This window comes from Rhizobium brockwellii (assembly GCF_000769405.2).
GTDB classification, from domain to species: Bacteria; Pseudomonadota; Alphaproteobacteria; order Rhizobiales; family Rhizobiaceae; genus Rhizobium; species Rhizobium brockwellii.
Map to the genome: position 1 here is coordinate 1,564,821 of NZ_CP053439.1, position 14,330 is coordinate 1,579,150.

Annotated in this window: 12 protein-coding genes and 1 pseudogene; 4 read left to right on the plus strand and 9 right to left on the minus strand. The window is 61.4% G+C overall.

Features of this window, described 5'->3' with window-relative positions; genetic code table 11:
- Nucleotides 1–99: 99 nt before the first annotated feature.
- Nucleotides 100–426 (minus strand): hypothetical protein, encoded by a 327-nt coding sequence (locus RLCC275e_RS07945; protein WP_033179867.1) that lies wholly within the window; start codon nt 424–426, stop codon nt 100–102.
- A gap of 213 nt (nt 427–639) precedes the next feature.
- On the opposite strand from RLCC275e_RS07945, the gene RLCC275e_RS07950 reads away from it, so the two are divergent.
- Nucleotides 640–957 carry a hypothetical protein gene (locus RLCC275e_RS07950; protein WP_033179868.1) on the plus strand — a complete coding sequence of 106 codons (318 nt, stop codon included), beginning with the start codon at nt 640–642 and terminating at the stop codon, nt 955–957.
- A gap of 117 nt (nt 958–1,074) precedes the next feature.
- The gene (locus RLCC275e_RS07955) at nt 1,075–1,752 is read left to right on the plus strand and encodes an HAD family hydrolase (protein WP_033179869.1); all 678 of its coding nucleotides are present in this window, start codon (nt 1,075–1,077) and stop codon (nt 1,750–1,752) included.
- Nucleotides 1,753–1,788: 36 nt separating this feature from the next.
- On the opposite strand, the gene RLCC275e_RS07960 is transcribed toward RLCC275e_RS07955, so the two are convergent.
- The 8 genes from RLCC275e_RS07960 to RLCC275e_RS07995 form a co-directional block, all read right to left on the minus strand.
- A complete protein-coding gene (locus RLCC275e_RS07960; RefSeq protein ID WP_033179870.1) occupies nt 1,789–4,446 on the minus strand; it encodes a nitrate reductase in 2,658 nt (885 codons plus the stop codon).
- Nucleotides 4,447–4,782 carry a nitrite reductase small subunit NirD gene (nirD, locus tag RLCC275e_RS07965; protein WP_033179871.1) on the minus strand — a complete coding sequence of 112 codons (336 nt, stop codon included), beginning with the start codon at nt 4,780–4,782 and terminating at the stop codon, nt 4,447–4,449.
- 4 nt (nt 4,783–4,786) lie between these two features.
- Nucleotides 4,787–7,237, minus strand: coding sequence for a nitrite reductase large subunit NirB (gene nirB / locus RLCC275e_RS07970; RefSeq protein WP_033179872.1), 2,451 nt, complete (start codon nt 7,235–7,237; stop codon nt 4,787–4,789).
- 17 nt (nt 7,238–7,254) lie between these two features.
- A complete protein-coding gene (locus tag RLCC275e_RS07975; RefSeq protein ID WP_033179873.1) occupies nt 7,255–8,523 on the minus strand; it encodes an MFS transporter in 1,269 nt (422 codons plus the stop codon).
- Nucleotides 8,524–9,004: 481 nt separating this feature from the next.
- Nucleotides 9,005–10,285, minus strand: coding sequence for a CmpA/NrtA family ABC transporter substrate-binding protein (locus tag RLCC275e_RS07980; protein ID WP_171816886.1), 1,281 nt, complete (start codon nt 10,283–10,285; stop codon nt 9,005–9,007).
- Between the two features lie 34 nt (nt 10,286–10,319).
- A complete protein-coding gene (locus tag RLCC275e_RS07985; protein ID WP_018241751.1) occupies nt 10,320–10,907 on the minus strand; it encodes an ANTAR domain-containing response regulator in 588 nt (195 codons plus the stop codon).
- A 162-nt stretch (nt 10,908–11,069) separates the two neighbouring features.
- On the minus strand, nt 11,070–11,699 hold the full coding sequence (locus RLCC275e_RS07990; RefSeq protein ID WP_033179875.1) for a glutathione S-transferase family protein: 630 nt from the start codon (nt 11,697–11,699) through the stop codon (nt 11,070–11,072).
- Between the two features lie 7 nt (nt 11,700–11,706).
- On the minus strand, nt 11,707–12,072 hold the full coding sequence (locus tag RLCC275e_RS07995) for an ArsR/SmtB family transcription factor (RefSeq protein ID WP_003558778.1): 366 nt from the start codon (nt 12,070–12,072) through the stop codon (nt 11,707–11,709).
- Between the two features lie 219 nt (nt 12,073–12,291).
- Between RLCC275e_RS07995 and RLCC275e_RS08000 the strand changes: the two are divergent.
- Both RLCC275e_RS08000 and RLCC275e_RS08005 read left to right on the plus strand, forming a co-directional pair.
- Nucleotides 12,292–13,189 (plus strand): annotated as a pseudogene (locus RLCC275e_RS08000) (ABC transporter substrate-binding protein).
- On the plus strand, nt 13,186–14,316 hold the full coding sequence (locus RLCC275e_RS08005) for an LLM class flavin-dependent oxidoreductase (RefSeq protein ID WP_033180641.1): 1,131 nt from the start codon (nt 13,186–13,188) through the stop codon (nt 14,314–14,316). The pseudogene RLCC275e_RS08000 and the gene RLCC275e_RS08005 overlap by 4 nt, the downstream one beginning before the upstream one ends.
- Nucleotides 14,317–14,330: the final 14 nt, after the last annotated feature.

Sequence of the window (14,330 nt, forward strand, 5' to 3'; positions counted from 1 at the left end):
GCATGTCGCGCAAAAGTGTGCAGCGGTTTTGCGATAACGACATGCGGAAAAACAAAGACCTAAAGCGCAAGGAGCGAATCTGAAAGATCGCGACGCGCTTTAGTTGTCGTATTCGCGGCAGGCTTCGCTGATCGATGCGCCGCTCTGGCCGCCGCGCGTGTCGACGCCGGACATCTGTTGCGGCATGCCGGGGCATTCCATTGTGCTCGGCTGGCCGATGCTCTCTGTCATCGTCGGATCGACCGGCGAGACGGGTACCGGACGAATGCCGTTGTCATCGTTGGTGTAATCGGATGAGTAGGTACCCGAATTCGGATCAGTCGAGCCGCCATTCGTCGGCCCGATTGGATCGGGGTTCGATTGGGCAAAGGCTGACGATGCCATGACGATCGCCAGCAGCGAAGCGGCGATAAGAGATTTGGACATGGGATATCCTCCTTGGATTTTCAACTTGGATGACCCAAGGGTAACTGCCTGATGGAATCATTGTTCCGAAATTTGCCGAAAACCTGCATTCAAGCCTAGCCGCGTACCCGGCATGGTTATGCGTAAACCTTAACAGGCGATGGCGCTGGATCGGCGCCGGCGCATGTCCTACTTGCATGCGGAGATACTAAAAAACCGTGGCATGAGGCCGCTATGTTCGTTTCTTTTCGCGAAGCCGCAGATCTCGGTCTCCAGATCGTACTTGCACTCACCTTGACGCTGAGTGGCATGGCGGTCGCCTCCTACGCCGTCAGGAATGACAAGGCTAAAATTTCGGCAATCGACGTCAGCCGTCCCTCACTCTGGACCGCCGCTCCCGTGCGCGTCGATCCGACTACGCAAGCCTACCTGCGCGCCGATGCTTCAGCCGGACTGGAACTCGCCGATGGTGCCGATGACCTCTGCCACGACCCGATTGGCCTCCGGCTTTCCTGCGACTTGATCGTCACCTCCGGTACTGCGGCCTTCTAGGCGAAGGCGGTTGGGAGGCGTCACCGCCATCCTCCCGAAAGCTTGCAAAACGCAATGATTTGCCGTTTCATCGCGATAGCGACCACCGTTCGACTCTTTCCCTGAAGGATCAGCCTTTTGTCTATGCCGATGCCCCGCGGCTTCGAGAAGCCCTATGCCGCCTTCCTGTTCGATATGGACGGCACCATCCTCAATTCGATCCGCGCGGCCGAGCGTGTTTGGAGTGACTGGGCAAGGCGCCATGGGCTCGATGTCGCCACCTTTTTGCCGAAGATGCATGGATCGCGCGGCATTGACACGATCACCCGGCTGAACCTGCCGGGAGTCGATCCCGAACATGAATCGAAGCTGGTGACCGAGGCCGAAATCGCCGATGTCAGCGATGTCATTGCCATTCCCGGCGCCGCGACCTTTCTGAGTTCATTGCCCCCGGATCGCTGGGCGATCGTCACCTCCTCGCCGTTGCGCCTTGCTCACCGGCGACTGGAGGCAGCAGGCTTGCCGGTGCCGAGATTCATGGTGACGGCGGAGGACGTTAAGGTCGGAAAACCCGACCCGCAATGTTATATTCTCGGCGCCGAGCGCCTCGGCGTCAGCACCCAGGATTGCCTGGTGTTCGAGGATGTCGCAGCCGGCATTACCGCCGGCGAGGCGGCGGGTGCCGATGTCATGGTCATCACGTCAACGCATCAAAGCAAGATGGAGACACCGCACCCGACCCTTTCATCCTATGACGAGATCTCGGTCCGCATCTCCCCCGATCACAGGATGCTTATCGTCCCGAACGCGGCCTGACAGCGCTCCGCCGCGTCCTGCTTGCCTTTGCTCGGTTCACTCCGCGGCTGCTGCAAGACAGCGATCGATGATGCTGCCGATTTCGCTGCGGCAGGAGCCGCAATTGGTTCCAGCGCTGGTTTCCTTGCCGACCGCCTCGACGCTGTGACATCCGCCGCGCACGGCAGCCGCGATCTGGTTGACCCCGACACTGAAGCAGGAGCAGACGGTGGCGCCCGGATCCGGCCTGCCGGCTCCGGGACGACCCGCAACAAGCGCAAAGCGTTTCCTGAGGTCGCCATGCGAGGCTGAAAGCTGTGAGATCGCCCAGTTGCGCGCGACAGCGACGGGCTCGCGTGCCAGAAACAGCGCCGCAAGCAGGACCTCGCCATCGAAGAAGGCGAGCCTAAGGTCGCCGGATTGCCGGTCGGCATAACCAAGCGGTTCGATCTCTGCCGGAATGGCGAAAGCCGCGCGGCACCAGGCCGTCCAGTCTTCGACGTTCTCGCCGAAAGCAAGCTCCAGCCGCCAGCCGCCGGCGGCTTTTGCCAGCGCCCAATAGGCGGCGTCAGGCGTGGCGGGTTTTGTGGCGGAGACGGCGAAGCCGTAATGGGTGGCGCGGAACGGCCGGACGGCGACGGCAACGTTCTTCGATGCCGGCTGACCGGAAACAGGATCGGTGATCGGTGCGACCACGGCGTCGATCCGCGCTCTTGCAGCAAACTGGTCGTTCCAGTGCATCGGCGCAAAGACGCCGCCGCGTGCCTGGCGATCGGTGACCAGCGCCCTGACGATTGCCTTGCCGTGCGGGCTGTCGATCTCGACGAGGCCCGCGCTTGATATACCGGTCTCGATCGCGTCGCGCGGATGGATCTCGGCAAAAGGTTCGGCGATATGGGCGGAAAGCCGTGCGCTCTTTCCGGTTCGCGTCATCGTATGCCACTGGTCGCGGATGCGCCCGGTATTCAGGGTGAAGGGGTATTCGGCATTGGTGCGATCGGTTGCGGGCGGTTTGACCGCGATGAAGCGTGCCTTGCCATCGGGATGGAAGAAACCGCCCTCGGCGAAGAAGCGGGTGGTGCTCGGTTCTGTCCCCGCCGCCTGCGGCCACTGGAAGGGCGACAGTTCATCGTAGGCGCCGCTGCTCATGCCGGCGCGCGCGCCGATGTCGAAATCGCGGCTGCCGTTATTTTCGAAGGCGGAAAGCGCGGCGTGCTCCGCAAAGATTGCGTCCGGCGCATCAAAATCGAAGGCGGCAGCAAATCCCATGCGGCGTCCGACTTCTGCAAGCTGCCACCAGTCGGCCCTTGCATCGCCGGGGATGTCGAGAAACGGCCGTTGCCTTGAAATGCGCCGTTCGGAATTGGTGACGGTGCCATCCTTCTCGCCCCAGCCGAGTGAGGGCAGAAGCACATCTGCGTGCCGGGTCGTATCCGTCTCTTTGAGGATGTCCGACACGACGACGAAGGGACAGCCGGCGATCGCACTTTCGACGCTGTCGGCATCCGGCATCGAGACGACAGGATTGGTCGCCATGATCCAGAGCGCCTTGATGCGGCCGTCGGCCACGGCACGGAACATGTCGACCGCCTTCAGGCCGGGCTTTGCGGCGATGACAGGCGAGTTCCAGAAGCGCTGCACGCGATCCCGATCTTCGGCATTCTCGATCGCCATATGGGCGGCAAGCATATTGGCGAGACCGCCGACCTCGCGCCCGCCCATGGCGTTCGGCTGGCCGGTCAGCGAGAACGGTCCCATGCCGGGGCGGCCGATGCGGCCGGTCGCCAGGTGGCAGTTGAGGATCGCATTGACCTTGTCGGTGCCCGAGGAGGATTGATTGACGCCCTGGCTGTAGCAGGTCACCACCTTCGGCGTCGTCTCGAACAGGCGGAAGAATTCCCTGATCTGCATGGTCGGCAGGCCGGTCCGTTCCAGGAGATCGTTGATATCAAGCGCGGCGGCCTCCGCAAAAGCCTCGGCGAAACCTTCGGTATGGGCGGCGATATAATTCTGGTCGATGGCCGGACTTGTCGCGAGATGGGCAAGCAGTCCCATGAACAGCGCGACGTCGCCATCAGGGCGGATGGCGAGGTGCAGGTCGGCGATGTCGCAGGTCATCGTCCGGCGCGGATCGATGACGACGATCCGCATGTTTGGCCGCGCCGTCTTTACGGCGGCAAGCCGCTGGTAGATGACGGGATGACACCAGGCAAGGTTGGATCCGGTCAGGACCACCAGATCCGCAAGCTCGATATCCTCGTAGGTCCCGGGCACCGTATCGGCGCCGAAGGCGCGGCGATGCCCCGCCACGGAAGAGGACATGCAGAGCCTTGAATTGGTGTCGATATTACCGGAGCCGATGAAGCCCTTCATCAGCTTGTTGGCGACGTAGTAATCCTCGGTCAGCAACTGGCCCGAGACGTAGAAGGCAACGGAGTCAGGCCCGTGTTCGGCAATCGTTTCAGAAAAACGCCGGGCGACCAGATCAAGCGCCTCGTCCCAGCCGCTCAGTTCGCCTCCGATCTCCGGATGGAGAAGCCGGCCGTCGAGATCGATGGTCTCGGCAAGGGCAGAACCCTTCGAGCAGAGCCGGCCGAAATTCGACGGATGCTCGGGATCTCCTTTAACGCTGACTGCGCCGGCCTCGTCGATCGTGGCGAGAACGCCGCAGCCGACACCGCAATAGGGACAGGTGGTCTTGACCTCAGTCGCCATCTATTCCGCCGCCATCATCAGGCTTTCCAGGGCGATGAACAGCCTGCCGTCTTCGTTCAGCACCGGTATCGTCCGGACCTCGCCCTCGTCGGCGCCGAGCGCCTTGCCTGTTTCGAGCGAGATCACCCAGTTGTGCAGCGGGCAGGTGACCGACTTGGCGTGGACGATGCCCTGGGAGAGCGGGCCGCCCTTGTGCGGGCAGTGGTCCTCGATGGCGAAGACCTCGTTTTCGGCCGTGCGGAAGACGGCGATCTTGCCCTGAGGCGTCCTCACGCAGCGCGCGCCGCGCAGCGGGATGTCGGAGATGTCACCGATTGCGATCCAGTTCATATCCATCTCCTTATTCTGCAGCCTGCGGATAGCCGATCGTCGCCATCGGCTTGAACTCGTGCTTGTCCTTGCCGGAGACACGCTCCGACCAGGGATCGACCTGGGCAAATTTTTGGCTGAAGACGAAGCGCTCGTAATAGGCCTTGCGCTTTTCGGCATCGCCCATGATCTGGCGGCGGATTTCCTCCAGGCCGACGCGCTTGGCCCATTTGTAGATGCGCTCGAGATAGCGGGCCTGCTCGCGGTACATCTGCGTCAGCGCCACGATATGCTCCAGCGCCTCGTCCTCGGTCCGGACAAGCCCAAGGACCTCGGTGCCCTTGATGTCGAGACCGGCTGCACCGGCGAAATGGATCTCGAAACCGGAATCCACGCAGATCACGCCGATGTCCTTGCAGGTTGCTTCCGCGCAGTTGCGCGGGCAGCCGGAAACCGCCATCTTCAGTTTGGCCGGCGTCCAGGAGCCCCACATGAACCTCTCGATCCGGATGCCGAGACCGGTGGAATCCTGCGTGCCGAAGCGACACCAGTCGGAGCCGACGCAGGTCTTCACCGTGCGCAGACCCTTGGCATAAGCCTGGCCGGAGACGAATCCGGCCTTGCCGAGGTCGGCCCAGACGGCGGGCAGGTCTTCCTTTTCGATGCCGAGCAGGTCGATGCGCTGGCCGCCGGTGACCTTCACCATCGGGATTTCGAACTTGTCGACGACATCGGCGATGGCGCGCAGCTCGTTCGCATTGGTGACGCCGCCCCACATGCGCGGAACGACGGAGTAGGTGCCGTCCTTCTGGATGTTGGCGTGCACGCGTTCATTGATGAACCGCGACTGGTAGTCGTCGGCATATTCGTCGGGCCAGTCGCAGACGAGGTAATAGTTGAGCGCCGGCCGACATTTGGCGCAGCCGCAGGAAGTCTTCCACTCCAACTCCTGCATGACGGCAGGAATGCTCTTCAGACCCTTGGCCTTGATCAGGCGGCGGACATCGTCATGGCCGAGTTCGGTGCAGGTGCACATCGGCTGGACGGCAGCCGGGTTGTAGCTGTCGCCGAGCGTCAGCGCCATGAGTTGCTCGACGAGGCCGGTACAGGAGCCGCACGAGGCGGATGCCTTCGTGTGCGCGCGCACGTCGTCGAGCGACGTCAGCCCCTTGCCCGAAATCGTCGAGGTGATTTTGCCCTTGCATACGCCGTTGCAGCCACAAATCTCCGCGTCATCCGGCAAGGCTGCAACGGCCGCCATAGGGTCCAGCGGCGACCCTCCCTGATAGGCCTGTCCGAAGATCAGCGTCTCGCGCATCTCCGAAATATCGGTTGCCTTCTTCTTGAGGTCATTGAACCAGGCACCATCGGCGGTCTCACCGTAAAGCACGGTGCCGATGATCTTATTGTCCTTCAGAACCAGACGCTTGTAGACGCCGGCCGAAGCATCGCGTAGCACGATCTCCTCGCGGTCGTCGCCGTCGGCGAAATCGCCGAGGGAATAAAGCTCGATGCCGGTGACCTTGAGCTTGGTCGGCGTATCCGCGTGAACGAAGGCGGGCGAGCGATCGCCGGAGAGATGCGCGGCGGCGATACGGGCCATTTCATAGAGCGGCGCAACAAGGCCATAGACCATGCCGCCCACCTCGGCGCATTCGCCGAGCGCGAGAATATCGCCATCCGAGGTCTGCATTCCGGCATCGACGACGATGCCGCGATTGACCGCAATGCCGGCGTCCTTCGCCAGGCCCACACTCGGACGAATGCCGACGGCCATCACGACCAGCGTTGCCGGGATGATGCGGCCGTCGTCAAGTTCGATGCCCTCGACCTTGCCGTTGCCGACGATCGCCTTGGTATTCGCCTTGCAGATGACCTTGATGCCGCGGTCCTCGACCGCCTTCTGCAGCAGATAACCGGCGGCCGGGTCGAGCTGGCGTTCCATCAGCGTCGGCATGACATGCAGCACGGTGACGTCCATGCCGCGCTGGGCAAGGCCGGCCGCTGCTTCCAGGCCAAGCAGACCGCCGCCGATGACGACAGCCTTTTCGCGCGACTGAGCGGCAAGCAGCATCGCCTGCACGTCGTCGAGATCGCGATAGGTGATGACGCCGGGCAGATCCTTGCCGGGAACAGGGATGATGAAAGGCACGGAACCGGTTGCGATCACCAGCTTGTCGTAGCTTTCGGTGACGCCGTGGTCGGAGGTCACGGTCTTGGCGGCGCGATCGATGTTGACGATCTTGTGGCCCTTGTAGAGCATGATGCCGTGCTTGATATACCAGCCGTCACCGTGAATGATGATCTGCTCGTAGTCCTTTTCTCCAGAGAGAACCGGCGACAGCATGATGCGGTCGTAATTGACGCGCGGCTCGGCATTGAAGATCGTAACTTCATAGCGCCCCGGCGACTGCTCGAAGAGGTGCTCCAGCATGCGCCCGGGCGCCATGCCATTGCCGATGATGACAAGTTTTTCGGTCATATTTCCAGGTCCTTAGATCAGGTTGCAGCCACGGGCGCCGAGTGCCCTTGGCGCGACAGTTGCTTGACGGACAGGTGCATCCAGATGAGAGAGATCACGACGATCGCAAAGAGCAGCAGGAAACAGCTGGACCAAAGGCCGGTCATGTCCTTGAGGAGGCCAAAGGCAATCGGAAGGATGAAGCCGCCAAGGCCGCCCATCATCCCGACGACGCCGCCGACCGCGCCGACGTTTTCGGGGTAATAGGCCGGAATGTGCTTGTAGACGGCAGCCTTGCCGAGGCTCATGAAGAACCCGAGCACGAAGATGACGACGATGAATATGACGGGGGTGATACCGAACGCCGGACCCGTCCCGGCCACAGAAGCAGCCGGCAGCGAAAGGATAAGGGTGGCCACGGCCGATACGGCGAGCATCGTATACATCACGCTGCGCGCCCCCTTCTTATCCGACAGCACGCCGCCGAAGGCGCGGAAGATGCTGCCTGGGATGGAATAGGCGGCGGCGACCATGCCGGCGGTTTCGAGATTGAAGCCGTAGACGCCGACCAGATAACGCGGCAACCACAGCGACAAGGCGACGAAGCCTCCGAAGGCGAAGAAATAGTAGAGCGAGAAGCGCCAGACCTGAACGTTCTGCAGCGGCGCGAATTCCTGCGCCAAACTCTTGGAGGCAGCGCGGCGTTCGCGGCGGAGACGGAAGGCCGGATCATCGGTCGTGGTGAACCAGAAGACGATTGCCATCAGTGCCAGACAGACGGCCCAGATCTCCGCAACCGCCTGCCAGCCCCATGCGAGCAGCACGAAGGGGGCGGCGAATTTGGTTACGGCTGCGCCGACATTGCCGGCACCGAAGATGCCGAGCGCGGTTCCCTGCTTCTCCGCCGGGAAGAAAGGCGAGACATAGGCGACACCGACCGCAAAGGAACCGCCGGCCAGGCCGACGCCGAGGCCGGCGATCAACATTTGCGTATAGGTCTGGGCGTAGGAGAGCAGGAAAGTCGCCAATGCGGCGGCCAGCATGGTGAGCGTGTAAACGAGACGGCCGCCATAGCGCCCCGTCCAGATGCCAAGAACGATGCGCACGAGCGAGCCGGTAAGCACGGGGGTGCCGACCAGCAATCCGAACTCGGCCTCGTTCAGCCCGAGATCCTGCTTGATGCGAATGCCGATGATCGCGAAGATCGTCCACACGGCAAAACAGAGGGTAAAGGCTACAGTGGAGATCCACAATGCTTTGGCTGGTTCGCCGGCCGACATGGGCCGTGCTTTCTCGATGACAGACATAACTTCTCCGGGGCCCGACAAGGTCGTGCCGATCCATCGCTGAGGGTTAAAACAAAAAGCCGCTGATCAGGACGCGCATACACGAGGTGCGCGAAATATCCTGATCAGCGGCTTTGCTGGTGGCGCCCGCCGTTGGACGCCGAATTCTTGGGCCTTCTGGCCCATTTGCCTGGAGGCAATCCGTTGGCCAGATTGCTCAAGCTAAAACCTATCTCTTCAATCTGAAGAGCAATCTCTGTGTCTTGCGTGAGCGTCTATCGCACGCTCATTCTGCGCTGATCGCCATTGATCGGCGCAATATACTTCCTGCAAACTGCGTGCCAGTTTGGTGTTTTTCATGTAAGAAGTTGAATACAAATGATATTTTGCGAAACATGCCGGCTGCTTATTTTTCGGGCTGACACCCGCTCATGCAATTATTTTGTGCGCTTGTCGTGAGGCGGGCAGATACTTGCTGGCGTTTTGTGCAGGCCGGCATCGATTAAACCTCGTCGTCGGAAACGAAGGCGAGGGCGCTTTTGACGGCAAAGCCTGCGACGTAGTCCGGCAGCTTCGCCGGGTCGAAGACGTGGCCGTCCATGAAACGGTCGCCCTCGTCGGCGCCCTCGATGCGGATATCGGCATCGTCAGGTGTGTTGCTGTCGCCGAGAGCCGTCCGGTAGAGATCCGGACGATAGGCGGAGGCGGCCGCCCTTGCCATGTTGAGGCTGACCTCGGCCTGTCCCCAGCGGATCATCTGGCTGTAGATCCACAGCGCCTGGCTCGGCCGGGGATAATTGGCGAAGCCGGAATGGAACATGAAATAATCGGTGATGATGCGGCGGTTACCCTTTGCGTCGAGGCTGAATTCGCCGGCGAGCACACGGCGAATGATTTCGACGGGGGCAGCGATATAGCGCGGGTCGGCAAGAGCTGCCGCCAGCGCATCGTGATTTTCCGGCCGATCGCACCACTGGGCTGCCGCGTCGAGCGCCACGATCAGCCGGGAAACGGTTTCCGGATGGCTTTCCGCCCAGTCCGGCCGCATGCCGATCACCTTTTCAGGTGCCGACGGCCAGATATCCTGTTTGGCGGCGACGATGCGGCCGACGCCGCGCTCTGAAGCGACCATGTTCCACGGCGCACCGACGCAGAAACCGTCGATCGCACCGGCCGCCAGCGCATCCGAAGTCATGGGCGGCGGAACGACGACGAGCTTGACATCCTTGTCGGGATCGATGCCGCCGGCTGCCAGCCAGTAGCGGAATTCGTAATTGTGCGAGGAGAAGGGGTAGGTGACCCCGAAAGTCGGCAGCGGCTCGCCGCGGGCCTTCATTGCCGCCAATGTTTTTGCCAGGGCGCGGGCATTGTCGAGCGCGCTTGCCGTTTCCGGCAATCCCACGTCATTCCGCATCCTGTCGAAGAGCCGCGTCGATAGCGTGATCGCGTTGCCGCCGCGCCCCAGCGAAAATGGCGTGATCGTCGGTGAGGGATTGGAGCCGAGACCGAGCATGGAGGCGACGGGCATCGGCGACAGCATGTGGGCGATGTCGAACTGGCGGAATGCCAGGCGGTCGCGCACATTCGCCCAGGAGACGTCCTTGACGAGATCGAGCGTCAGGCCTTCCTTCCGCGCGAAGCCGAATTCCGCCGCCGCAATCAGCACCGATGCATCGACGAGCGGAATGAAACCGGCCCGCAGTACTTTCGGTCCTTCGTTATTCACCCGCACGGGCGAGGGCAGCTCGCCGCCGGCGTTGGAGGTCGTTGTCATCATGTCCACTCCGGTTTCCTCCGGAAATTCATCAGGTCGGCCATTACATCAACAGCCCCGCGGCAGTGACGACGCTCTGGGCGATTTCCGACATCTTCTTCTTTTCATTCATCGCTGTCTGGCGCAGCAGGGCGAAAGCCTCTTCCTCCGACAGGCCGCGCATCTTCATCAATATGCCCTTGGCGCGCTCGACCAGCTTGCGTTCCTCCAGCGCGGAGCGGGCATCGGCAAGCTCCCGCCGTAGTCGGTTGAAGGCATTGAAGCGGCTGACGGCCATGTCGAGGATCGGTTTGACCCGTTCCTTCTTCAATCCGTCGACGATATAAGCCGAGACGCCGGCATCGACGGCAGCCTCGATCGAGGCCGTGTCGGAGCGATCGACGAACATGGCGATCGGGCGGCTGACCGTGCGCGTCAGCTGGAACAGGTGCTCCATCATGTCGCGGTTGGGATTCTCGATATCGATGATGATCACGTCGGGCATCAGCGTTTCGATGATTCGCGCGATGCCGTTGACCTCGTGGACCACGGTGACGCGCACATGCCCTGCCTCGCGCAGTCCTTCTTCGATGATGGAGGCGCGTATGGCATTTTCGTCGATCACCAGAATTGTCAGATCGAGATGCGTCATTGTTCTATTCATGACGCACTGCAGCAATTTTGGCAAGGTGTTCGCCTCAAAAGTGTGCACAAATAGGTGTGCGCAAAAAATAATCAAACTGCCGCACTTTCGGGCGGGATCAATACGCCGCGTAGCTTAGCCGGCGAAAATCGGCTGACGGGCAATGTCTCTTCAGGGCTGCGGTATTTCGGACGTCAAATGAGGAACGGCGTAACCGCGCTTGACCTGTGGCCGTGCGGCAAGCCTGAGATACCATTCCCTGACATAAGGGAAGGCGTTCAGGTCAATCTTGTGACGCTGAAACCGGGATACCCAAGGCCAGACCGCCATGTCGGCGATGGAATAATCGTCGACGAGATAGTCGCGGCCTTCGAGCCGTGCGTTCAGCGTCTCGTACAGGCGGCGGGTGTCCCTGTGAAAGAGATCCTCCGCGAATGGCGCTTTGCCGCTATTATAGGTCAGGAAATAGTGGGCGTGGCCGAGCGTCGGTCCAAAACCGCCCATCTGCCACATCAGCCATTCGATTGTGTGATGCCGGGCGGCACCCTGCCGGGGCAGGAAGCGGCCGGTCTTTTCGGCGAGGTAGAGCAGGATGGCGCCGGATTCGGCAAGCGTAATGCCGGTCTCGTGATCGACGATAACAGGAATCTTGCCGCCCGGATTGATGGCGAGATAATTCTGCCGGAATTGATCTCCCTTGGTGATATCGATGGTGTGGGGGCGGTAGGAGAGGCCGAACTCCTCGAGCGCGATGGACACTTTGAGCCCGTTCGGCGTGATCCAAGTGTAGAGGTCGATCATCCCAGGTTCAATCGAACATCATTTCGTCGACCGGCAGCTTCGTCATTCCGAAGCGGCCGGTGACATCGTCGAGGCCAGAGAACATGTCCCGCAGAGTTTGCACGATCGTCTCGATGCGCGGGTCAATGACGCGATAGACGATCGCTTTGCCGTCGCGGCGTCCTTCGATCACACCGGCCTCGCGAAGCTCGCTCAACTGCTGGGAAAGCGTTGGCTGGCGGATACCGAGCTCGTCCTCCATCGCCGAGACCGAGGCTTCCGTCTCCATCAGATAGCAGACGATCGCCAGGCGGTTGGCGTTGGCGATCAGCTTCAGCAATTCGCTTGCTGCGCCGACATCGCGGCAGACTCTTGAGGAAACAGGCTTCGTCACCGGTAGCGTCCTTGAAGGTTCTATAAAAAAGTAAAGTGACGCAGGTGAAATTTCAACTCCGGCTCGCTCAGTTCACTCGATCTGGTAAAAGATTTCATTGCCTATCGATTTTATGGGATTTCAAAGCCGATTTTATCCTGCTGACGACAATCGCTTCCTCGCAATCAATTTATAAAAAAGTAAATTGACTGCTATGAGCCATGTTATCGGTCGTACAGAATGAAAATTGGTGTTCATCCCAATAATCTGCATCTTCGTCTCGCGCGGCTCTGGCCCGGCGCCTTCGCTGATCTGCAGCCGATATTCGTCTCCTATGCCGAAGGCCGCGATACCGCGGCGCTGCTGGAAAGTGGCGACATCAATCTCGGTGGCACTGGTTCGACGCCGCCGATCGAGGCTGATATGCGCGGCCTCGGCGTTGAATATGTCGCCGCCTCCGCGCCGCGCCCGGCGAACGGCGCCATCTTCGTCAGAAGCGACAGTCCGATCGGCTCCGTCGCCGAGTTGAAGGGCCGCCGGATCTCGCTGATCGACGGTTCGTTTCACACCTATTTGCTGGCCCGCAGCCTCGAAGGTGAGGGGATGAGCCTGCCCGATGTCGAGCGGGTCGAAAGCGGGGCGCGCGATGCGCTCGCCGATCTGCTCGAAGGGCGCGTCGATGCCTGGGTTGCCATGTCGCCACGTCTCGAAAAGGCGCTGGAGCGCGATGACGTCAGGCCGATCGTCCGCTGCGGCGCGGCCATTCCCAACCGTTCGCTGTTCTGGACATTGGAGCGGAACGGCCTCTCGGCGGCGGAGATCCGGGCGATCGTCTCCGAACTCAGCCGGATCGGCACAGAGATCGCCGCCGATCCGCGCGCCGCCGCCAGACTTCTTGCATCTGGCGACCGCGGGGGATCTGGCGACCGCAGCGGATCTGGCGACCGCGGGGGGAACGGATATCGACGCCTGGGAAAAGGTGGTGCGCTCGCGCGACTTCACGGTGTTTCCGATCGACGACGCGATCATCGCCGAACAGCAGGAAGAGGCCGACACGCTGCTGCGCCATGGTCATTTCGACAAGCCCATCGTGCTGAAACGCTCGGAAATGACGAAAGAACAAGGAATCGGGAGATGAACGTTTTCTGGTACATGTGCGCGCCCGACGGCGCCTATCCCTGGCAGCCGGAAGGCTCTCGTCAGGTCGATTACGGCTACTACAAGCAGCTTGCCCAGGCCTATGACCATCTGGGTTATACCGGGGCACTGTTTGCGACCGGCGCCCATGATGTCTGGGTGCTGGCGAGTGCGCTGCTTGCTCATACCGAGCGGCTGCGTTTTCTCGTCGCCATCCATCCTGGCCTCGTTGCGCCGACATTGCTTGCCAAGATGGCTGCGACCTTTCAGGAATTCGCCCGCGGCCGGCTGCTGATCAATGTCGTTTCCGGCGACGCCAAGATGCTCGGCGCCTATGGCATGATGCTGCCGCATGACGAGCGCTATGACATGGCGGACGAATATCTTCAGCTCTGGCACCGGCTGTTTGCCGGTGAGAGCGTCACCCATCAGGGCAAGTATTTCTCGACGGACGGCGCCAAGCTGGCCTTGCCGGTCGGCGAAAGCATCGCGCCGCCGCCGCTCTGGTTCGGCGGCTCCTCGGACAAGGCGCTTGAAGTCGCGGCAAAACATGTGGACACCTATCTCTCCTGGGGCGAGACGCCCGCCCAGATCGGCGAGAAGGTCGAAGCGGTGAAGGCACGGGCCGCCCACTACGGCCGTGAACTGGAATATGGCATCCGCCTCTATGTCATCGTTCGCGACACCGACGAAAAGGCCTGGGAGGCGGCGGCCGATCTCTATGACCGCATGGATGATGCGGCGATCACCGCCAACCAGCGCTTCGTCTCAAGAAGCGATTCCGTCGGCCAACAGCGCATGACCGCACTGCATGGCGGCCTCAAGCCGGAAAACCTGCGCGATCTCGAAGTCGCGCCGAACCTCTGGGCCGGCATCGGCCTGGTGAGGCCAGGTCCCGGCACGGCGATCGTCGGTTCTCCGGATACGGTTCTGCGCACGCTCGAAGCCTATCAGAAGGCGGGCGTCGATACTTTTATTCTTTCTGGCATGCCGCTGCTTGAGGAAGCCTATCGTTTCGGCGAAAAGGTGCTGCCGCGGCTCGATGTCAGCAGGGAAGTCTCGAAGGCGCGGAACTACACTTGGTCGACGCTCTTCGATCGCGATCTTTCGACCGTCAAGAATGCCTGATCCTCTCGCCAGAA

Coding starts and splice junctions, on each gene's coding strand:
- RLCC275e_RS07975 (WP_033179873.1), bottom strand. CDS start 8,523: ATGTCTGTCATCGAGAAAGCACGGCCCATGTCGGCCGGCGAACCAGCC.
- nirB (WP_033179872.1), bottom strand. CDS start 7,237: ATGACCGAAAAACTTGTCATCATCGGCAATGGCATGGCGCCCGGGCGC.
- RLCC275e_RS07960 (WP_033179870.1), bottom strand. CDS start 4,446: ATGGCGACTGAGGTCAAGACCACCTGTCCCTATTGCGGTGTCGGCTGC.
- RLCC275e_RS07945 (WP_033179867.1), bottom strand. CDS start 426: ATGTCCAAATCTCTTATCGCCGCTTCGCTGCTGGCGATCGTCATGGCA.
- RLCC275e_RS08005 (WP_033180641.1), top strand. CDS start 13,186: ATGAACGTTTTCTGGTACATGTGCGCGCCCGACGGCGCCTATCCCTGG.
- RLCC275e_RS07990 (WP_033179875.1), bottom strand. CDS start 11,699: ATGATCGACCTCTACACTTGGATCACGCCGAACGGGCTCAAAGTGTCC.
- RLCC275e_RS07950 (WP_033179868.1), top strand. CDS start 640: ATGTTCGTTTCTTTTCGCGAAGCCGCAGATCTCGGTCTCCAGATCGTA.
- nirD (WP_033179871.1), bottom strand. CDS start 4,782: ATGGATATGAACTGGATCGCAATCGGTGACATCTCCGACATCCCGCTG.
- RLCC275e_RS07985 (WP_018241751.1), bottom strand. CDS start 10,907: ATGACGCATCTCGATCTGACAATTCTGGTGATCGACGAAAATGCCATA.